The organism is Mesorhizobium sp. B2-4-17, assembly GCF_006441275.1.
In the GTDB taxonomy this organism is placed as follows: domain Bacteria; phylum Pseudomonadota; class Alphaproteobacteria; order Rhizobiales; family Rhizobiaceae; genus Mesorhizobium.
In genome coordinates this window covers 27,818-46,905 of record NZ_VFUX01000038.1, presented here as the reverse complement: position 1 = coordinate 46,905, position 19,088 = coordinate 27,818, and the positions used below count along the sequence as shown (strand labels likewise).

At 62.2% G+C, this 19,088-nt stretch carries 16 protein-coding genes; 10 read left to right on the top strand and 6 right to left on the bottom strand.

All coding sequences use genetic code 11. The features are described 5' to 3' along the window. The first annotated feature begins 111 nt into the window (after positions 1-111). The gene (locus FJ548_RS25430; RefSeq protein ID WP_140779309.1) at positions 112-1,053 is read left to right on the top strand and encodes a helix-turn-helix domain-containing protein; all 942 of its coding nucleotides are present in this window, start codon (positions 112-114) and stop codon (positions 1,051-1,053) included. Between the two features lie 76 nt (positions 1,054-1,129). On the opposite strand, the gene FJ548_RS25425 is transcribed toward FJ548_RS25430, so the two are convergent. Then, positions 1,130-1,849 carry a hypothetical protein gene (locus FJ548_RS25425; RefSeq protein ID WP_140779308.1) on the bottom strand — a complete coding sequence of 240 codons (720 nt, stop codon included), beginning with the start codon at positions 1,847-1,849 and terminating at the stop codon, positions 1,130-1,132. A gap of 212 nt (positions 1,850-2,061) precedes the next feature. Between FJ548_RS25425 and FJ548_RS25420 the strand changes: the two genes are divergently transcribed. The 9 genes from FJ548_RS25420 (at position 2,062) to FJ548_RS25380 (ending at position 14,409) form a co-directional block, all read left to right on the top strand. Continuing rightward, positions 2,062-2,904: an alpha/beta hydrolase gene (locus FJ548_RS25420; protein ID WP_140779307.1), complete on the top strand. Its 843-nt coding sequence runs from the start codon at positions 2,062-2,064 to the stop codon at positions 2,902-2,904. Positions 2,905-2,949: 45 nt separating this feature from the next. Beyond that, a complete protein-coding gene (locus FJ548_RS25415) occupies positions 2,950-3,372 on the top strand; it encodes a hypothetical protein (protein WP_140779306.1) in 423 nt (140 codons plus the stop codon). Positions 3,373-3,582: 210 nt separating this feature from the next. Next, a complete protein-coding gene (locus FJ548_RS25410; protein WP_140779305.1) occupies positions 3,583-4,710 on the top strand; it encodes an MFS transporter in 1,128 nt (375 codons plus the stop codon). A 261-nt stretch (positions 4,711-4,971) separates the two neighbouring features. Then, positions 4,972-5,424, top strand: a complete 453-nt coding sequence (locus FJ548_RS25405; protein WP_140779304.1) for a (2Fe-2S)-binding protein — start codon at positions 4,972-4,974, stop codon at positions 5,422-5,424. Continuing rightward, complete coding sequence (locus FJ548_RS25400; RefSeq protein WP_140779303.1) at positions 5,408-7,612, top strand: molybdopterin cofactor-binding domain-containing protein; 2,205 nt, start codon at positions 5,408-5,410, stop codon at positions 7,610-7,612. Before FJ548_RS25405 ends, FJ548_RS25400 begins: the two co-directional genes overlap by 17 nt. Positions 7,613-7,614: 2 nt before the next feature. Further along, positions 7,615-8,952, top strand: a complete 1,338-nt coding sequence (locus tag FJ548_RS25395) for a c-type cytochrome (RefSeq protein ID WP_140779302.1) — start codon at positions 7,615-7,617, stop codon at positions 8,950-8,952. A gap of 222 nt (positions 8,953-9,174) precedes the next feature. Beyond that, the gene (locus FJ548_RS25390) at positions 9,175-9,588 is read left to right on the top strand and encodes a nuclear transport factor 2 family protein (RefSeq protein ID WP_140779301.1); all 414 of its coding nucleotides are present in this window, start codon (positions 9,175-9,177) and stop codon (positions 9,586-9,588) included. Between the two features lie 514 nt (positions 9,589-10,102). After that, positions 10,103-11,209 carry an efflux RND transporter periplasmic adaptor subunit gene (locus tag FJ548_RS25385; RefSeq protein ID WP_181168907.1) on the top strand — a complete coding sequence of 369 codons (1,107 nt, stop codon included), beginning with the start codon at positions 10,103-10,105 and terminating at the stop codon, positions 11,207-11,209. Further along, positions 11,206-14,409 (top strand): multidrug efflux RND transporter permease subunit, encoded by a 3,204-nt coding sequence (locus FJ548_RS25380; protein ID WP_140779299.1) that lies wholly within the window; start codon positions 11,206-11,208, stop codon positions 14,407-14,409. The genes FJ548_RS25385 and FJ548_RS25380 overlap by 4 nt, the downstream gene beginning before the upstream one ends. A 499-nt stretch (positions 14,410-14,908) precedes the next feature. On the opposite strand, the gene FJ548_RS30040 is transcribed toward FJ548_RS25380, so the two are convergent. The 5 genes from FJ548_RS30040 to FJ548_RS25355 all read right to left on the bottom strand — a co-directional run bounded on the left by FJ548_RS30040 (position 14,909) and on the right by FJ548_RS25355 (position 19,077). Further along, positions 14,909-15,058, bottom strand: coding sequence for a hypothetical protein (locus FJ548_RS30040; RefSeq protein WP_181168904.1), 150 nt, complete (start codon positions 15,056-15,058; stop codon positions 14,909-14,911). A 537-nt stretch (positions 15,059-15,595) separates the two neighbouring features. Next, positions 15,596-16,411, bottom strand: a complete 816-nt coding sequence (locus FJ548_RS25370) for an ABC transporter ATP-binding protein (protein WP_246678770.1) — start codon at positions 16,409-16,411, stop codon at positions 15,596-15,598. 19 nt (positions 16,412-16,430) lie between these two features. After that, positions 16,431-17,162: an ABC transporter ATP-binding protein gene (locus tag FJ548_RS25365; protein WP_140779297.1), complete on the bottom strand. Its 732-nt coding sequence runs from the start codon at positions 17,160-17,162 to the stop codon at positions 16,431-16,433. A 2-nt stretch (positions 17,163-17,164) separates the two neighbouring features. Beyond that, the gene (locus tag FJ548_RS25360) at positions 17,165-18,202 is read right to left on the bottom strand and encodes a branched-chain amino acid ABC transporter permease (RefSeq protein WP_140779296.1); all 1,038 of its coding nucleotides are present in this window, start codon (positions 18,200-18,202) and stop codon (positions 17,165-17,167) included. Continuing rightward, positions 18,199-19,077 carry a branched-chain amino acid ABC transporter permease gene (locus tag FJ548_RS25355; RefSeq protein WP_140779295.1) on the bottom strand — a complete coding sequence of 293 codons (879 nt, stop codon included), beginning with the start codon at positions 19,075-19,077 and terminating at the stop codon, positions 18,199-18,201. The genes FJ548_RS25360 and FJ548_RS25355 overlap by 4 nt, the downstream gene beginning before the upstream one ends. Positions 19,078-19,088: the final 11 nt, after the last annotated feature.

The following is a 19,088-nucleotide window of genomic DNA, read 5'->3' as shown; positions in this document are numbered from 1 at the left end:
CTGAGGCGAAATCCCAACAAAATGGCATTTGCGTCCAATTCTTCTGGGGGGCTGGTGGGGAATAGACAACCCGAAGGGAGCGAAGGATTGTGGCGCGATTCTAAGGATACATTGCGCGTCGCCCTGGCGGTGTCGCCTGATTTTCTCACGCAGAGCTTCTGCGTGCTATCAGCGTTTGAAGCAGCCAACGAGGTCGCCAAAGCGAATGTGTACGATCTGTGCGTCGTCTCCGCCACAGGCGGGACAGTACGCGGCTCGCTCGGCTTCGATGTCCAAACATCACCTCTGCAAGACCATGATTATGACACCCTCCTGCTCAGCGACGCGTCCGAACCCTTTGAAGCGCCAGCGCCGTTGACCGACTATCTTCGCGCCACAGCCGCGAGCACACGCAGGATCGTCGCCATCGGCAATGGGGCCTTCACGGCCGGAGCCGCAGGTCTTCTGGACGGGAAGCGCGCGACAACACACTGGCGTCACGTCAATGAACTTCAGCATCGCTTCCCGCGCTGTGCAGTTCAGGCGGACCAACTTTTTGTGGTTGATGGCACATTCTGGAGCTCTGCGGGAATGAGCGCCGCCACAGATCTCGCCCTTTCAATGATCGATCATGACCATGACAGGGAATTCGCGCGCGCGGTCGCTGCCCACCTGGTGATGGGATCCCGTCGGGCGGGCGGACAGTCGCAGAGATCGGTTTTGCTGCAGCTCGATCCCACTTCTGATCGTGTGCAAAGGGTGCTCACTTATGCGCGGAACAATCTGCACGCACCGCTTGACGTTGAGGACCTTGCTCGCGTGGCCTGCCTCAGCCCCAGGCAATTCACGCGGGTCTTTCATCAAGAGACTGGCCGGTCGCCAGGAAAAGTCGTGAAGTCCCTGCGACTCGAGAAAGCCAAGCTTATGCTGGAGCAAAGCCGCCTACCGATAGAAGTGATTGCCAGGGAAACAGGATTTGGTGATCGAGAAAGAATGCGCCGCGCCTTCGTGCGGGAATTTGGCGAGCCGGCCCAGACGTTTCGCGCCGCAGCTGGTCCGCTCGCGGAATACTAGATGCGCGTTCCTGCCTACTACCGCCCCCGCGTTGGCAGGCCTATTGGGTTGGCAGCGCAAAAGGGGCGAGACGGCCTCATTCGAAAACAATCTCCGACACGTCGATGGAAACGAAGAGCGGTTCTGTGCCCGCTCTGCCATCCTCAAGCCGGGGAAACACCCGGTGCTTGGTCGGAAGCTTGATGCCGGCAACCTCTGTGTAGTCGGAAAGGAAGTGCGCGCCTGGCGCGCCGCCCGCAATGTCGACATCGTAGTCATGTCGGCGCATCAACCCACCGTCGTCTACGTACAGGGTCTGCACCCGGCAGTGCGTTGCTATATCGGGGGGAAATGTGAGGCGTAGACCGCGCCAAGACTCGCCTGCTTCAGCACGCGCAGCAGTCTCTTCCACCTTTAGACCGGGCCACGCGAGCAGAAACGGCAAATTCATATAAGTCCACATCGCGGTGCCAGCAAAATATGCGAGTTGGAGACTGTTCCACGGCGTCTCGATCGTGTGATTTTGAAACGTCGACCGTGGGCTTCGCAGTTCCGACATCGTTTCGCCGTCGGCTGTCTCGAGGCTAACGCGCTCGGGCCTGAACCGCGACCGGTAGCGGTGCTCGCCGAACGGAAAATGCGACACCCACTCGCTACGCGTTCCAACGGTGACCGCCGTGTCTGCCAGCGTATCGGGTTGACGTTTAAGCTCCCACAATGCGCCGCCCTGCACGAGACGCGCGGAAACCGCCTCGAATCTTCGCCACCGTTCGAGGCCGCCATGGGCTGCGAGTACGTGTGTTGCAATTGCATCCATTGTGACCTCCAGAGATGACAAAAGACGTGCGCGTGAGCCGTACGCTGTCATTAGCCTAAGCGCGGAGCTCTGATTGCCAACGACGTAGATGCCGCTATTCAGGCCACGGTCTGTGGGCACGATGCATGTCCTGAATTTTTGGTATTTATGTCGTTTCGGGTTTCCGCTGCCGACTTTAGAGTGCTGGGCATCCACCAGGAATCGGAGTCATCATGAGCGACAACGCCCTGCCCGACATCGGCGCTGTATCCACGGCCACGATTGACGGCCTCAACATTCGCTATGCGCGAAACGGCAAGGACTATGGAACGCCTATACTGCTCACGGCGCCTTGGCCGGAAAGCATCTATTCCTTCCGCAACGTCGTCCCGCGACTGGCTCAGGAGCATCCGTTGATCGCGGTCGATCTGCCAGGCTTTGGCCGCTCTGAGAGCCGCCCCGATGTCATGGCGCCCGAAGCGATGAGCGATTTTGTCATCAAGCTGCTCGCGCACTTCGATGTGAAGGAAGCGCACGCCGTCGCCCCCGATGTCGGTGCGCTCGCAGTGCTGTTCGCCGCGCACAGGAAACCTGATTTGTTCAAGAGCCTCGCGCTGGGTGGTGCGGCTGTGCGCACTGATCTCGCGGCAGGCGCGCTGAAAGACATGATCAATTCCCCGCCCGGGGCCTTCGCTGCCATCGACGGGGCGAAAGGCGTCGGGGACTATCTGGTCGCGGCCGCGAAACTGACGCCAGCGCCGATCATTGAAGACTTCAAGGCGGCATCGGCCGGGCGGCGCCTCGAGGACGCCGTGCAGTTCGTGCGCGGTTATATCCCCGACCTGCCCAAGCTCGAAAAGCTGCTGCCGGACATCAAAACGCCGGTGCTGATTGTCGCCGGCAAGAGCGACCCCATTGTCCCCGCCGCGAACGGACAATTTCTCGCCGAGCGGCTGCCTCATAACCGTTATGTGCTGCTCGAAGCCGAGCATCGTATCTGGGAAGAAGCGGCAAATGAGTACGCGATAGAACTCGCCTCCTGGATTGGCGGCGGCTACCAATCCGGCAACTGGTAATTTCTGGATGACGCTGACCTAAGCCCGAAGGAGCGCTCAATGCCTATGATCGATGTCTATGCGGCAGCCGGCACATTCGCGGACATCCACAAGCTCGCCAAGGATGCGGCCGCGGTCGTCAAGGCGGTGGAGCAGGTCCCGGATATTCCGATGTTCCGGAAAAATACGGCTGCCTTCGTCCACGAAATGCCCGAAGGAGCAATCTCCAATGTGGACGGCGACGAGAATTACGTGCGGGTTCAGGTGCTAACCAATGCCGGCGCTCTCGATCGCGACAAGCAAATCGCACTGGTGGGACAACTGACTGACCTGGTAGCGGCAGCCGCGAACGACCCTGAACTGAAGACGCGCACGTGGGTGCTTCTGACCGAGGCGACGCTTGGTGGATGGGGCCTGTGGGGCCACGCTCAGACCAATGAGGAACTCGTAGGCGCGGCCCGCGCCGAGATCGCGCGGATAAGGGGATGAATTCCGGCTCTGCCTCCGGATTCGGGCGGAGCATCTGGAAACCGCGGATGCGAGGCCGCGGATGCGTGAGCAAACCGGATAACTGACTGCAAGCGGTCGCGTCGCGCCTATAGCCGATGCGAAAGGAGTCACGGTGTGTCAAAGTCTCAGCACCCACGCCGTGTCTTGCTCTCTCGCACCGCAACCACCACTGTGGCGGTGATCGCCGCCATGACCTTTGGCGCCAGCGGCTCCGCTCCAACACCGCTCTATGAACATTATCGAGAAAGCCTTGGCCTGGGTCCTCTCCATATAACGGTGATCTTCGCGGCTTACGTCATCTGCCTACTGGGAGCTTTGCTGACGGTTGGATCGCTTTCCGATTACATTGGCCGCCGGCCGGCCATCACCGCCGCACTTCTTTTGAATATCGTCGCAATGGTCTTGTTCATGACGGCCAATTCGGTTTTCGCTCTGGTTGCCGCACGTTCGGTCCAAGGCTTTGCAACAGGCTTCGCCACTACAACGCTGGGTGCGGCTATTCTCGACACCGCCTCTAAGCGCGGTATCGTCCTGAACAGCATCACCGCGTTCACCGGGTTGACCATCGGCAGCCTCGGCGCGGCGATCCTGGTCACTTATGCCCCCTATCCGCAACAGCTCGTCTACGGGGTGCTGATGGTTCTGTCTGCTATCGAGGCAGTGATACTTTTCCATATGCCGGAGACCGCGCCGCCTCGCCCCGGCGCTATCCGTTCGTTGCTTCCGCACGTGCGCGTGCCACGAGAGGCCCGGGGCGCCCTTGCCCAAGTCGCGCCGGCAATCGTCGCTTCCTGGGCGCTGGGCGGCTTTTATTTTTCGCTGATGCCAAGTTTGGTTCGGATTGCGACCGGGGCAACCCAACCGATCGTCGGCGGGTTTGTCGTCGCCGCGCTGACCTTCAGCGGAGTGCTCACCGTCCTTGCGGTTGGTCCGGTTCCGCCGAGCCGTGTGCTGGGGGGTGGGATCATCGCCCTGGCTGCCGGCATCGCGATAACCCTTGGCGGAGTGCATGCCCAACTCGCATCGATCATGCTGTTCGGTACCTTGATCGCGGGCACCGGTTTCGGTGCCACCTTTGCCGGCGCGCTGCGAACCCTTCTACCGCTTGCCGCGATCGACGAACGTGCGGGCTTGCTGTCTGTTTTTTATATCGTTGGCTACCTGTCGTTCGCGCTTCCTGCGATCCTCGCAGGCTACTTCTCGGTGTCGATAGGCCTCGTTAAAGTCGCCGAAATCTATGGGATAATCGTCATCGTCCTGGCCTTTGCCTCGTTGTTGGCGACCTTGCTCTTCGGGGCCAGGCGAAAGCCCGTTTAACGAAGTGACCTTCCTCTGCGCGGGCCTTGCCACTTTGCCATGCCAGAGCACCGCTTCAATTAGGCCCGTCATCAAGGACCGGCGTTCGGTCGATGCGGATTGCTCATGTCGCGAATTAGGGGTTTATTTGACCTTCTTGTCGGAAGTTTCTTCGGCTTAGAATCCAAGGTGAGCCGACGCATTCAGGCTAACCCCTCGGGTGCACTTTGACTATCCAACCGGCTTCCGGCGCCGCGAGGGCCTGCTAGAAGGAGGGGGAAGGTGATAGACCTCAAAATCAACGGCTCCGCCCACAGCGTCGATGTCCCGGAGCAGATGCCGCTGCTCTGGGTCTTGCGTGACGTGCTCGGCATGACCGGCACCAAATTCGGCTGCGGCATCGCGCAATGCGGGGCATGCACGGTACACCTTGACGGCGTCGCGGTGCGCTCCTGCCAGTTGCCGGTCGGATCGGTCGGCGCCGGCGCGATCACCACCATCGAGGGCGTCCGGGACACTGCCACCGGAGCGAAAATCCAGAAAGCCTGGCTCGACCTCGAAGTCATCCAGTGCGGTTACTGCCAGCCTGGGCAGATCATGTCCGCCTCGGCATTGTTGGCTGCGAACGCTCAGCCGGACGACGCAGCAATCGACGCGGCGATGGCCGGCAATCTCTGCCGCTGCGGCACCTATGTCCGAATCCGCGAGGGGATCAAGCATGCCGCACGATCCTGATCCACGGTTTCCCGCGGACCCGCGACTTTCGCGCCGAAGCGTGCTGCGCGGCGCGGCCCTTGCCGGCGGTCTCCTGATCGCCATCGAGTTGCCGCTGGCCCGTGCACGCGCGCAGGCGCAGCCGCAAGCGGACGAACCGGCGCCGAACGGCGCGCGCTTCAATGCCTTCATCCATATCGGTCCCGAAGACACGGTGACCGTCACACTGCCGGCGGTGGAGATGGGTCAGGGCGTCTATACCTCGCAGGCCCAGTGCCTCGCCGAGGAACTCGATGTCAGGCTCGACAAGGTGATCGCGGCACATGCGCCGGCCGATCAGGCCAACTACGGCAGCCCGGTTTTCGTCATTCAGGCAACGGGCGGGTCGACGACAACCATGGTTTGGAGCGGACCACTCCGGAAGGCAGGAGCGACGGCTCGCGCCATGCTCATCCAGGCAGCCGCCGCCAAATGGGGCGTCGATCCTGCCGGCCTCACCACCGAGAACGGCGTCATCACGGAACCAGCGAGCGGGCGATCGATCCGCTATGGCGAGGTGGCGGATCAAGCCGCCGGCCTCCAGCCACCCGCCGAGGTCAAGCTGAAGGACCCCGCGCAGTTCCGCCTGATCGGCAAGCCGGTGCACCGCATCGACACGCCGGACAAGGCTATCGGGAAAACGGTCTACGGGATCGACGTGATGCGGCCGGGCATGAAGTTTGCCACGCTGATGGCCTCGCCGGTGATCGGCGGCAAGGTCGGTTCGGTCGATCAGTCGAGGGCCGTCGCCATCGCCGGCGTACGGCAGGTGGTGGTGCTCGACGATCTCGTCGCCGTGGTCGGCGACAACACGTGGGCGGCCATGCAGGGGCTGAATGCGCTCACGATCGAGTGGGCACCCGGCGTCCATGCCGGCCTCGACCAGGCGCAACTCTGGGCGGACCTCGAGAAGGCGTCGGAGGGCGCCGGCGTCGTCGCCAAGCAGGAGGGTAACGCGCCGGCCAAACTGAAGGATGGCACGCTGTTCGAGGCGACCTATGAACTGCCCCACCTCGCGCACGCGCCGATGGAAATGACGAACTGCACCGTGCATGTGCATGATGGAGCTTGCGAGGTCTGGGTCGGTACGCAGGTGCCAGGCTTTGCTCAGGCAGGCGCCGCCAAGGTCCTCGGCATCGATCCCGCGAAGGTGACGATCAACAACCATTTGATCGGCGGCGGCTTCGGCCGCCGGCTCGAAGCCGACGGCGTCGTCACCGCGGTCCGCATCGCCGCCCATGTCGAGGGGCCGGTGAAGGTGGTGTGGTCACGCGAAGAAGACATCCGCCAGGAGCTCTACCGCCCGCTCTACCACGACCGGCTGAAGGCGCGCCTGGAGAACGGCAGGGTCGCCGCCTGGCACCACCGCGTCACCGGCGCCTCGATCATGGCGCGCTGGCTGCCACCCGCCTTCAAGGACGGGATCGATGTAGATGCGGTCGACGGGGCGGCGGAGATTCCCTATGCGGTGGGGGATATGCTGGTTGAATACATCCGCCACGACAGCGTGCTCCCCCCGGCCTTCTGGCGCGGCGTCGGCCCGAACGGCAGCATCTTCTCGATCGAATGCTTCATGGACCTGATGGCGCGCAAGACCGGCGTTGATCCTCTTGTCTTCCGGCGCGGCATGCTGGACAAGAGCCCCCGCGCCCTTGGCGTGCTGAACTTGGTGGCCGAGAAGGCCGGCTGGGAGACGCCGGCGCCGGCATCGCCCTTTGGCACGCGTCGGGGACGGGGTTTCGCGCTGATGAACGCCTTTGGCAGCTATCTCGCCGCGATCGCGGATGTCGCGGTAAGCGACGCAGGCGACGTGCGGGTCACCCGCGTGGTGGTTGCCGCGGATGTCGGCAACGTCGTCAATCCGGACATCCTGTTGGCGCAGATCCAGGGCGGTGTCACCTTCGGGCTCTCCGCGGTTCTATACGGCAAGATCACCCTTGCCGGCGGGGCGGTCGAGCAGGGCAACTTCAACGACTACCGCATCCTGCGAATCGACGAGATGCCGGCGGTCGAGGTGCATGTCGTGGCGAGCACCGAGAATTCGGGCGGGATCGGCGAACCGGGAACGGTGGTCGTGCAACCCGCTGTCGCGAATGCCGTCTTCGCCGCGACGGGTGTGCAGCTGACGCGCATGCCGATCGACGCGCCGCTGATTGCAAAGGCGGTGTGAGCATGCGGATCAGGCGAACAATACTATGGCTGGCCACGATCGCCATTGTCGCAGGCATAGTGGCTGCCGGGGTCGTCGGCTGGATGGTCTTTCAGCCTGGCCCGTATGCCTTCGCTACAGGTACGCCCGTCGAACTGGCCGCGTACCAAGGCCCTTCGCTCACCGGCGTCCCGGATGACTTCACGGAAACTGACCCCGCGGCGAGAGGAGCCTACGTCGCCCACATGGCGGACTGCGCGGCCTGCCACACCGCAAAGGGCGGAGTGCCCTTCGCCGGCGGGCGCCCCTTCGTGCTGCCGTTCGGCACCATCTACACGCCGAACCTGACGCCCGATCCCGAAACCGGCATCGGCAAATGGACCGACACGGACTTCCTCAACGCGGTGCATCGCGGCGTCGCGCCGGACGGCTCGCGCTACTATCCCGCCTTTCCTTACCCCTCTTACACGCTGCTGACCGATGACGACGCGCTGGCGATCAAGGCCTATCTCTTCTCGCTGAAGCCGGTGAAGCAGGCGAACAAGCCCAACACCTTCGCTTTCCCATACAATCAGCGGTGGCTGATGACCGTCTGGGCCGGCCTTTTTAACGCGGACCATCGCTTCCGCCCCGTGGAGGGGCAAAGCGCGGAATGGAACCGCGGCGCCTATCTGGTCGAGGCGGCGGGTCATTGCGGCGAGTGCCATACCCCGCGCAACCTGATGCAGGCGCTCGACCAGCGGCGTAAATTCGCCGGTGGGGTCGCCGAGGGCTGGAACGCCTACAATATCAGCGCCGAAAAGGTGAGTGGCGTCGGCACGTGGTCGGCGGAGGAACTCACCGAGTACCTGTCGGCGAGCCATGCAAAAGGGCGTGGCGTTGCCTCGGGACCGATGGGGGAGGCGCTCGAGCTCAGCCTCTCGAAGTTGACGAAATCCGACATCGCCGCCATCGTCACCTACCTGCGCAGCGTGCCTGCGGTGGCAAGCGATCTGCCAGAACTCGCGGGGCCGGCCCCTGCGACGCCGCGGCTGGCGGACCTCGACAATCCAGTCGGCCAGCGCATGTTCGAGGGCAATTGCGTGAGCTGTCACGCCTGGACCGGCGCTGGAGCTGTCATCGGCGAAGCGCAGCTTACCGGCGTGCGTGCGCTCAACGATCCGAGCGCCGCGAATGTCGTCCAGATGATCCTCGGCGGCACCGGCAGGCCGGGCACGGGGCGTCCCTATATGCCTAGCTTCGCCCACTCATACTCCGACACCGAAATCGCAGCGATCGCCAACTATGTGACCGCGCGGTTCGGCAGCAGTCCGTCGCACATCGCGCCGGCGGATGTGGCGCGCCTTCGCCTACAGAACTGAGCGAAGGGCGCAGAATTGCCGGTTGGCGTGCGCCCATTTCGTTTTTGCTTGGTCAAGTGCGCTGCGGGTGCATCGCGAAGCTTAAACAAGCAACTACCCAGCATGTCCCAAATTACCCGCATCTTCGTCATTTGAGGTTGGTTGCTGTCGAGGTATTGGATCATGGAAGATGGTCAGCTTCGCATCGCGGGGCCTGGGTAATCATCCGCACAGGGGATAGCGATGACTAATGATGTTCAAAACAAGGCGATCGTTCTCGAAGCTTTCGACACGCTGTTCAACAGACGTGATTACGAAAAGGCAGCGACGTTTTGGTCGCCAGGCTACATTCAGCACAGCGCGCATATTCCTCCGGGCCGCGATGGCCTGTTCAATCTGGTTCGCGCCCTTCCCAACACTCTCCGCTACGAAAATCACCTGATCCTCGCAGAAGGAGATTACGTGATCGCGCATGGGCGCTTTTCCGGCCACGGCCGGCCCGCCTCATGGATCGCCGCCGACGTTTTGCGTTTCGAGGATGGCAAACTCGCCGAGCACTGGGACGTTTTGCAGGACGAAGCGACTCAAGCGGAGTCTGTCAGCGGCCTCCCGATGTTCGGCGATCGTTTTCCAGCCGATCGTCAGGGCAATCAGTAGTGACGGGTTGGCCGTGCCGATAATCGATATCTATGCGGGTGCGGCGGTGTGGGTTGGTTTTGGCGAATACCGCTTTGAGCTGGGTGCGAGCGGCTTCGTGGCCGACGCCGTGTGCAACTGCCGTCGCATTGATGCCATCGCCCGACGTAAGGCGGCGTTGCGAAACTGGGCCTCGGCTGTTGTCAAGTCGAATGCAGCGCGCAAGCCTGGTGCATCCGGGCACTCCAGAGACCTCAGGTGGGTCAGGAGGAAGACGGGTGGCGAGCCAGCCACTGGGTGGACATTTCAGCCCACATGGAAAATGATCATGTTGCCATGCACAACACTGCAGTGCTCTGATCTCGACGAAAAGCCTGAGCGTAGAAGCGGATCAACCGACCTCCGGGTCCAGTGAGCGGGGACGCAAATGGACACCCCAGAGAATGGGCAATTGCATCGCGACGCGGGCGGGCGACCCGGTCGATCGGCCGGCTGGCTTGCCCGCGCCGCCGCGTCGGCGGCATTCCTGCTCGGCATGGCTTTCAGCAGCACTGCGTTTGCGCAGGACCAGCAGCTACCCGTGGTGACGGCGGCCAAGCCGGTGGTCCGTGAAATCGTCGAAGACGACGAGTTCGTCGGGCGCTTCGAAGCCGTCGACCAGGTCGCCATCCGTTCGCGCGTCAGCGGCTATCTGGACAAGGTCAGCTTCCAGGACGGCGCACTGGTCAACAAGGGCGACCTGCTGTTCACCATCGACCAGCGTCCGTACCAAGCGGCTTATGATGCCGCCAAATCGCAAGTGGATGTCGCCAAGAGTCTGCTCGAATTCTCCAAGATGCAGCTGGATCGCGCCGACGAACTCGCCAAGACCGGCAATATATCAACCGCGACGGTCGACGACCGCCGGCGGGAATACCTTTCGGCGCAGGCGCAGATGCAGGGCGCGACGGCTGCGCTGACGACCGCCAGCCTGAACATGGAATTCACCGAGATCAAGGCGCCCTTGTCCGGCCGCATCGACCGCCGGCTGGTGTCGGTCGGCAACCTCGTGCAGCCGGATTCCACCTTGCTGACGACCATCGTTACGCGCGATCCGATCGACTTCTATTTCGACGTCGATGAGCGCCTGTATTTCAGCTACGCCCGCGACGCCAAGCAGCGTGGCGGCACCATGCAGGAAGGCGCCGGTGGGCTCGATGTGGCTGTCAGCGTCGCCGACCGCGCCGAGGCGGTGTTCAAAGGCAAGCTCGATTTTGCCGAGAACCGAATCGACAACGCCACCGGCACCATGCGGGTGCGTGCAAGATTTGCCAACGCCGACGGCGTTCTCCAGCCAGGCATGTTCGGGCGCATCAACGTGCCGGGGTCGCTGCCGCATAGCGGCGTGCTGGTGCCCGACGAGGCGATCGGCGCCGATCAGGATCGCCGCATCGTGTTCCTGGTGGATGAGGCCGGGATGGTGTCGGCCAAGCCCGTGCGCACCGGCCCGCTTCTCGACGGCTACCGGGTGATCCGCTCGGGCCTGACCGGCGGCGAGACGATCATCGTCAACGGGCTGATGCATGCCAGGCCCGGCACCAAGGTGAAGGTCGAGATGGTGACGCTGCCGCCCAAGGTCGAGACCGCCGGGTTGCAGCAATGAGGTTCGCCCATTTCTTCGTCGACCGTCCGATCTTCGCATCGGTCGTTTCGATCGTCCTTTTGATCCTCGGCGGGATTGCCTATACCCAGCTGCCGGTCGCGCAATATCCCGAGATCGCGCCGCCGACCATTGTCGTTCGCGCGCAATATCCGGGCGCCGACGCCGAGACGGTCGCGGCCACGGTGGCAACGCCGATCGAGCAGGAGATCAACGGCGTCGAGGGCATGCTCTACATGTCGTCCTATTCGTCGGGCGACGGGGCGATGGCGCTGACCATCACCTTCAAGCTGGGCACCAATCTCGATCAGGCGCAGGTGCTGGTGCAGAACCGCGTGTCGGTCGCCGAGCCGCGCCTGCCCGAAGAAGTCCGCCGCCTCGGCATCACCACCACCAAGAGCTCGCCTGACCTGATGATGGTCGTGCACATGCTGTCGCCCGACAACACATACGACCAGCTCTACGTCTCGAACTACGCCCGCTCGCGGGTGCGCGACATACTGCTCAGGCTGGACGGCGTCGGCGACCTCATCATCTTCGGCGAACGCGAATATTCGCTGCGCATCTGGCTCGATCCGGAAAAACTGTCCGCGCTCGGGATGACCTCGGGCGATGTGGTGCAGGCGCTGCGCGACCAGAATGTCCAGGTGTCGGGAGGCTCGATCGGCGCGCCGCCGACCAACACCGGCTCGGCGTTCCAGTACACGGTCACCACGCAAGGGCGCTTCAACGACGCACGCGACTTCCGGTACGTGATCGTCAAATCGACCGAAGACGGCCGCCTGATCTCGCTGCAGGACGTTGCGCGCATCGAACTCGGCGCCAAGGATTACGTCACCAACTCCTATCTCAACGGCAAACCGGCGGTGGCGCTCGCCATCTTCCAGCGGCCGGGCACCAATGCGCTCGCCGCAGCCGAAGAGATTCAGGACAAGATGAAGGAGCTTTCCAAGGATTTCCCGAAGGGGTTGAGCTACGACATCGTCTATAATCCGACCGAGTTCGTCGCCGAATCGATCCAGGAGGTCTACAAGACGATCCTCGAGGCGATGGTGCTGGTCATCATCGTGATCATCGTCTTCCTGCAATCCTGGCGCATGGCGATCGTGCCGATCGTAGCGATCCCGGTGTCGCTGATCGGCACGCTGGCGGTGCTTTACGCCGCCGGCTTCTCGCTCAACATGCTGACGCTGTTCGGCCTCGTTCTGGCGATCGGCATCGTCGTCGACGATGCGATCGTCGTGGTCGAGAATGTCGAGCGCAATATCGCCAGTGGGCTGGCGCCCAATCCGGCGGCGCACCTGACCATGGACGAAGTCGGAACGGCTGTTATCGCGATCTCGCTGGTGCTGATCGCCGTGTTCCTGCCGACTGCCTTCATCCCCGGCATTTCCGGGCAGTTCTACCTGCAGTTTGCGATCACCATCGCGGTGTCGACGGCGATCTCGGCATTCAATTCGCTGACGCTTTCGCCGGCGCTGGCCGCACTGCTGTTCAAGCCGCACCATGCCGCTGCGGCGCCGCCGCGCTTTTTCCTGGCGCGGTTCGGACGGGCGCTCGCCGACGGCTTCAACACTGGCTTTGACAGGCTCGCCCATTGGTATTCGAGCATCGTGCGCGTGCTGGTCGGCTCGTGGCTGGCGATCGGCGCCATGCTGGCCGTGTTCGTGGGCCTCATCTGCGCCACGGTCTACATGGTGCAGGCGGTGCCGCGCGGTTTCATTCCGTCGCTCGACCAGGGCTATGCCATCGTCGTCATCCAGTTGCCGGACGGCTCCTCGCTGTCGAGGACCGATGCGGTCATCCAACAGGCGTCGCAGATCATCCAGAAGACACCAGGGGTCGACTACGCAGTCGCTTTCGCCGGCTTCTCCGGCGCGACCTTCACCAACGCCAGCAATGCCGGCGTGATCTTCGCCCGATTCCGACCGTTTGACGAGCGGCTGAAAGCCGGCCAGTCGGCGACCCAGGTCATCGGCAATCTGTTCGGCAGCCTGCAGAGCATCAAGGAAGCCTTCATCATCGCGCTGCCGCCGCCGCCGATCCGCGGCGTCGGCAATGCCGGCGGCTTCAAGCTGCAGATCCAGGAGCGCAACAGCGCCGACATGCGCCAGATCCTGGCCCTTGCCTACCAAATCGCCGGGAAGGCCAACAAGACGGCGGGGCTGACGGGCGTGTTCACCACCTTCTCCGCGTCGAGCCCGCAATTCTTCCTGGCTATCGATCGCGACAAGGCGCGCATCCTCAACGTGCCGATCCCCAGCATCTTCGAGACGCTGTCGACCAATCTCGGCACCGCCTACGTCAACGACTTCAACGCTTTCGGGCGCGTCTACCAGGTGCGGGCGCAGGCCGACCAGTCGTTCCGCCTCGATCGCGCCGACATCCTGAAACTGAAAGTGCGCTCGGCGACCGGCGCGCTGGTTCCGCTTGGCACGTTGATCGAGATCCGCGACGTCACCGGCCCGGCGCTGGTCCAGCGCTACAACATGTACGTCTCGGTGCCGCTGCAGGGCAACGCCGCACCCGGCGTGTCCACAGGCGACGCGCTGGCATCGATGGAAAAGATCACCGCAGAGACACTGCCGGCCGGTACCTCCTATGAATGGACCGAGCTCGCCTATCAGGAGCGCAACACCGGCAATGCCGCCGTCTATATCTTCGGACTGTCGGTGCTGTTCGTGTTCCTAGCGCTGGCGGCGCAATATGAAAGCTGGGTGCTGCCGTTCGCCATTGTGCTGGTGGTACCGCTCGGCGTGCTCGCGGCGTTGCTCGGCGTGTCTTTCCGTGGACTGGATAATAACATCCTCGTGCAGATCGGCCTCATCGTGCTGATCGGGCTTGCCGCCAAGAACGCGATCCTGATCGTGGAATTCGCGCGGCAAGCGCAGGAACGCGGCCTGTCGGTCGCCGAGGCTGCCGTCGAAGCCTGCCGGCTCAGGCTGCGACCGATCCTGATGACCGCCTTCGCGTTCATCCTCGGCGTCGTGCCGCTGATGATCGCAACAGGCCCGGGCGCAGAGATGCGCCAGTCGCTCGGCACCGCGGTGTTCTCCGGCATGCTCGGCGTCACCTTTGTCGGCCTGTTCCTGACGCCGGTGTTCTACGTCACGCTCAGGTCGCTGTTTTCACGGCGCAAGCCCCGTGCCGAGGCCGAGCCTTCGGGGCCGGCAGAGGCGCCATCGGAGACGGCCGCGGAGTAGGTCCTGGGGCGCGCGGCGGATCACTCCTGAAAATCGGCCGGCGCGGCGACCGCGTGATTGTTGGAGATGTATCGATCTCAGCCGCGCCTATGCAGAGCGCAAGATGGCGATCTGGGTTGAGATATCGCTGTCATCCCATCAGCTTCAGACGTTCAACGAGCTCCTGGACGTCTTGAGATCTTCGCCCCACGTCTCATGCTGCGACGTGATAACCAGCGACACGGACATTCTCATTTGTGTCAACGTTGTCGATATGGAGCAATTTCGTGAATTGACGCGCGAATTCATGCGGAGATGCCCGATTATCAAGACGTATCGCTCTATAGCTGTAGCACAGCACGTAAAGATGCAGACGACCTGCGTCTTTGATGAAACCTGACCCGCGATCGGACTATCCGCTGTGAACTGCCTCTAGTACCGCAGCCTGCTGCTGCAGCCCGACGCTAGCCGCGGACCCCGGTGAAGCGGTCTGGCAGCGTCTCCATAAGACGAAGGAATTTCACTGCATCGGGGCAAAACTGGCTGTCGGCACGAAGCCGAGGCGCTCGCCGTCGCGGGCCACCTCCGACCGTGCCGCCGATATCCCTACGACCCTGACCAGTGTGCCCGGCGAAAGAGACACTCCGGTAGCGATCTCCTGTGCGTTCATGATGGCAGCCGCCGACAGCCATGAAAATCAATCGATCTGGTCCGACTTCTAGAAACCGAAGCGCATTGCCGTCCGGATCATAATGCGCCGCAATTTGAGATGGAAAGCTGAAACTGATCCACGGGTCCTTCGAACGGCTACCACTGGATAGTGCCGCTAACAGCAGTCTGGCTGTCAACGTGATGTATTTCTGTTCGCCCTTCGGAAGCGCGATCGCGGAAGCCTGCAGGGTTCTGCGCCCCGGCGGAACAATGTCGATCTATGCGACCGATGCTTCCTTTATGAGGAGTTTGCAGTTCATTGGCCCTGAAACCCTGCAAACATTTGACCGAAAAGAACTGGACGACTTCTTGAGGAAAGGCGCGTTTGCGTCAGACCAGATCGATTTCAAATGATCTGGTTGCCATTCGGTTTTCGCGGCCTGGTGGCCCCGACTTTACAAGCAATGAAGGTCGTCATCCTGTGCTTAGTTCGCGGTCACTTGCGCGTTCTCGAGCCTTGACCCACCCAACCCTTCCACGAGATTGGTCGGAGATGTCAGACATGCATCACCTCATGTACGGCGGCAACTGTCGAGCCCATGGCTCCGTTTGCGCTAGCGCCGAGGTAGAGCCGCGCCACTTCCGGATCATTGAGCAACCCGACCCCCGTGCCGGTAAGCGCGATGCGGCCAGCCTCGAGAACCGCGGCGTGATGCGCCACCGCCAGCCCCGATCGCGCATTCTGTTCGACGAGGAGGATGGTTCGCCCGTCCTCCGCCAGCGCCGCAATCGAGCCGAAAACCGATTTGCGCGCTTTGGGGTCGAGCCCTATCGATGGCTCGTCGAGCAGGATCAGCGTCGGGTCGAGCATCAACGAACGCGCAAGTTCCACCTGCTTTTGTTCTCCCCCCGAGAGCGATCCCGCTGCCGCATGGCGCCGTTTGCCGACTATCGGGAAGAGCTCGGTAATCCGCTCCATACGGTTGCGGATCAGCGCGTGATCGGAAAGGATGAAGGCACCCATCATCACATTCTCCCATACCGACATCGCCGGAAAGAGACTCCGGTCCTGCGGTACATGGACCACCCCTCGCGTCAACCGATCCCTCGACGACAGACGACTGATGTCCTCGCCTCGAAGCAGCACCTGGCCTCCCTTGGGGTGCAGGAGCCCACTGATCGTCTTGAGGACGGTCGACTTTCCCGCACCATTGGGGCCGATAAGGCATACGATCTTGCCGGTTTCGACGGTCAGATCGACGCCTTTGAGGATCAGGCCCGCACCGTAACCGGCCGTCACTCCCAGAAGGGTGAGAATGGTCGAATTGCCATGGCTCGGGGTTTCCGGCCGTGCATTCGAATTGAGCATCATTGATTTCACTTCATTCTCCTCAATCGCCGAGATACGCATCCAGGACGAGCGGATTCATCTGCACGTCGCCCGGTGTGCCCACGGCGATCGTCGCCCCCCGATCGAGGACGATCACGGGATCGCAGAGGCGCATGACCAGTTGCATGTCGTGTTCGACGATGAGGAAGCTGACCCCCTCCTGGTGTCGGGCTCGGATATGGCGCTCCATCGTGTCGATCATTACAGGGTTGACGCCAGCCGTTGGCTCGTCGAGCAGCACAAGCTTTGGCCGGCTCATCAGAACCGCGGCGAACTCGAGCAGTTTGCGCTGGCCGTAGGAGAGGTCGGCGGCCGGCAGGTCGGCCAGACCGGAGAGACGGAACTCCTCAAGCATCTTGCCCGCCCGGATCCGATCGGCCCTCGTGAGTCTTGCGCCGAACAATCCGCGCCAGGAATAGCCCGCGGCGATCACGAGGTTTTCTTGCACGGACAATTCGGGGAAGATCCGCGCCTGCTGGAACGTGCGCGACAGCCCTTTCCGGTACAGCCCGGAGGGATTTGGCTTTTGTACCAGATGACCGTCGAAGCGGATGGCTCCTGAATCAGACTTCAGATAGCCGGTAATCATGTTGAAGGCGGTCGTCTTGCCTGAACCGTTCGGCCCGATCAGCGCGGTGATTGTTCCTTCCTCGACCGAGAAAGTGCAGTTGTCGACAGCGGTGACGCCCCCGAAGCGCTTGCTCAGCCCTTCGACTTCCAACAATGCTGTCATCGTCACGCTCCCCGCAGTTCTTCAATCATTCCTGTATCCTGTCTCGAGTCCGCCTTGGGCAAGGCCGTGATTGTAGGCTGCCCTGCCTGCCGCTTGCGTCGGTTGCGCAGGCGGTCGGTGATCGTCGGGAGGATTCCACGCGGCAACAGCAGCATGATGATCAGGAAGATGGCCGCGTAGGCCAGCAGGTAGAACTGGCTCGCCCCGAATTGGTAGGCAAAATATTGCTGAGCCGGCACCAGAATGAATGCACCGATGACAGGCCCCCACAACGTTGCCCTCCCACCCAGGAAAGTCATCAGCACCATGCCGATCGTAATCAGGGGATCCACCGCGAATTGCGGATAGATAAATCCCACATAATAGGCCCACATGCCCCCGATCATCGCCGTGATGCCGACACTCACGCCAAACGCGATCAGCTTGACCCCGGTTACCCGTACACCGACGCCGTGAGCTTTGTCTTCGTCTGCCCGGACGGCCGACAAGGACAGGCCGATCTTCGAGCGACTGAAATAGAGCGATGCGCCCATGGCCACGGCGAGCAGCGCAAGCATCGCGTAGTAGAACGGCCAATTATAGGTCTCGACCGGGAAAGACGGGACGGCCACGCCTTTGCCTTGCGCACCACCTGTGATCGACCTCAGATTGAACGCCAGCGTTTGAGCGATGAAAAGCAGTGTGATCGTGACGATGGCAAAAACATCGGCTCGGGTCCGCATGGCGATCCATCCGATGGGCACGCTCAACAAAGCGGCTCCCACCCCGATCAGCGGGAGAACGAGAAAGGGCAGATATCCGTTGCCGACCCCGTTCTCGAAGACGATGGCAATGGCGTAGGCACCGAGCCCGAAAAATGCGGCGTGTCCCAGCGAGGGATAGCCTGCGTAACCGCCCAGCAGGTTCCACGCGCTGGCCAGGCCTCCGTACATCAGGGTGAAGATCAGCAGGTTCAATATCCACTGTGGGCCGACGCCGAATGGCAAGAGTGTGAGCACGCCAAAGAAGGCAATAGCGAAAATCAATCCGACGCGGTTCATAGGGCACCTCGCACGCGGGCGCCAAAGAGCCCCGTGGGGCGAACCAACAGCACCAGAAGCAGCACCACGAAGAACGAGAAATCGGACCAGATCGGAGACACGAGAGCCGCGATGACCGCCGAGCCGACGCCCATCACCAGCGCCGCGACGATCGATCCACCGATGCTCCCGAGTCCGCCGAGCACGACGATCGTCAGCAGGCGGCTGATCAGGTCGTAATGGCTGCCTGGATTGAAAGGCGAGATGAGGCCGAAGACGGCTCCCGCCGCTGCCGCGGTCGCAGCGCCGAGCCCGAAGCCGAACGCGGCAACCATTCTCGAATTGACGCCCAGCAGCTGGGCAGACATCGGGTTTTGTACCGTTGCCCGCACCGCCCGTCCGAACTTGGTGCGCTGCAAGATCAGATAGAGAACGGCGAGCATCGCCAGGGAAAGCAGAAAGGCGAAGAACCGGACCATGTTCACCTGGTATCCCGCCACCGTCCAGCTGAAGTTCTCGTAACCTGGCTGGACCGACCGAAAGGTCGTGTTGTAGGCCATCGCAAGTAAGCCCTCCAGGCCGAGCGCGACGGCAAAGGTGACGAGCAGCGAGAGTTCATTGGCATCATCAGGGCGCAGTGGGCGCAAGAGCGTCCATTGGATCACCGCACCGATCACAAACAGCAGGGGGGTCGTGATCAGGATCGAGAGAAATGGATCCATGCCGGTGAGGGTGAACAAGCTGAACGTCAGATACGCCGCCAGGACGACAAAAGCTGCCTGGGCAAGATTGACGACTTTCATGATACCGAAAATGAGTGTCTGGCCGCTGGCCATCAGGGCGTAAACACCCCCGGTCAGAACGCCGAGGATGATTGCTTGAACCAAAGCGTGCATGGCACCACCTC

Excerpts from the sequence above, each read along its gene's own strand:
- FJ548_RS25425 (WP_140779308.1), bottom strand. The coding sequence starts at position 1,849 with ATGGATGCAATTGCAACACACGTACTCGCAGCCCATGGCGGCCTCGAA.
- FJ548_RS25420 (WP_140779307.1), top strand. The coding sequence starts at position 2,062 with ATGAGCGACAACGCCCTGCCCGACATCGGCGCTGTATCCACGGCCACG.
- FJ548_RS25385 (WP_181168907.1), top strand. The coding sequence starts at position 10,103 with ATGGCTTTCAGCAGCACTGCGTTTGCGCAGGACCAGCAGCTACCCGTG.
- FJ548_RS25395 (WP_140779302.1), top strand. The coding sequence starts at position 7,615 with ATGCGGATCAGGCGAACAATACTATGGCTGGCCACGATCGCCATTGTC.
- FJ548_RS25370 (WP_246678770.1), bottom strand. The coding sequence starts at position 16,411 with ATGATGCTCAATTCGAATGCACGGCCGGAAACCCCGAGCCATGGCAAT.
- FJ548_RS25380 (WP_140779299.1), top strand. The coding sequence starts at position 11,206 with ATGAGGTTCGCCCATTTCTTCGTCGACCGTCCGATCTTCGCATCGGTC.
- FJ548_RS25355 (WP_140779295.1), bottom strand. The coding sequence starts at position 19,077 with ATGCACGCTTTGGTTCAAGCAATCATCCTCGGCGTTCTGACCGGGGGT.
- FJ548_RS25365 (WP_140779297.1), bottom strand. The coding sequence starts at position 17,162 with ATGACAGCATTGTTGGAAGTCGAAGGGCTGAGCAAGCGCTTCGGGGGC.
- FJ548_RS25390 (WP_140779301.1), top strand. The coding sequence starts at position 9,175 with ATGACTAATGATGTTCAAAACAAGGCGATCGTTCTCGAAGCTTTCGAC.
- FJ548_RS25415 (WP_140779306.1), top strand. The coding sequence starts at position 2,950 with ATGATCGATGTCTATGCGGCAGCCGGCACATTCGCGGACATCCACAAG.
- FJ548_RS30040 (WP_181168904.1), bottom strand. The coding sequence starts at position 15,058 with ATGAACGCACAGGAGATCGCTACCGGAGTGTCTCTTTCGCCGGGCACA.
- FJ548_RS25410 (WP_140779305.1), top strand. The coding sequence starts at position 3,583 with ATGACCTTTGGCGCCAGCGGCTCCGCTCCAACACCGCTCTATGAACAT.
- FJ548_RS25360 (WP_140779296.1), bottom strand. The coding sequence starts at position 18,202 with ATGAACCGCGTCGGATTGATTTTCGCTATTGCCTTCTTTGGCGTGCTC.
- FJ548_RS25400 (WP_140779303.1), top strand. The coding sequence starts at position 5,408 with ATGCCGCACGATCCTGATCCACGGTTTCCCGCGGACCCGCGACTTTCG.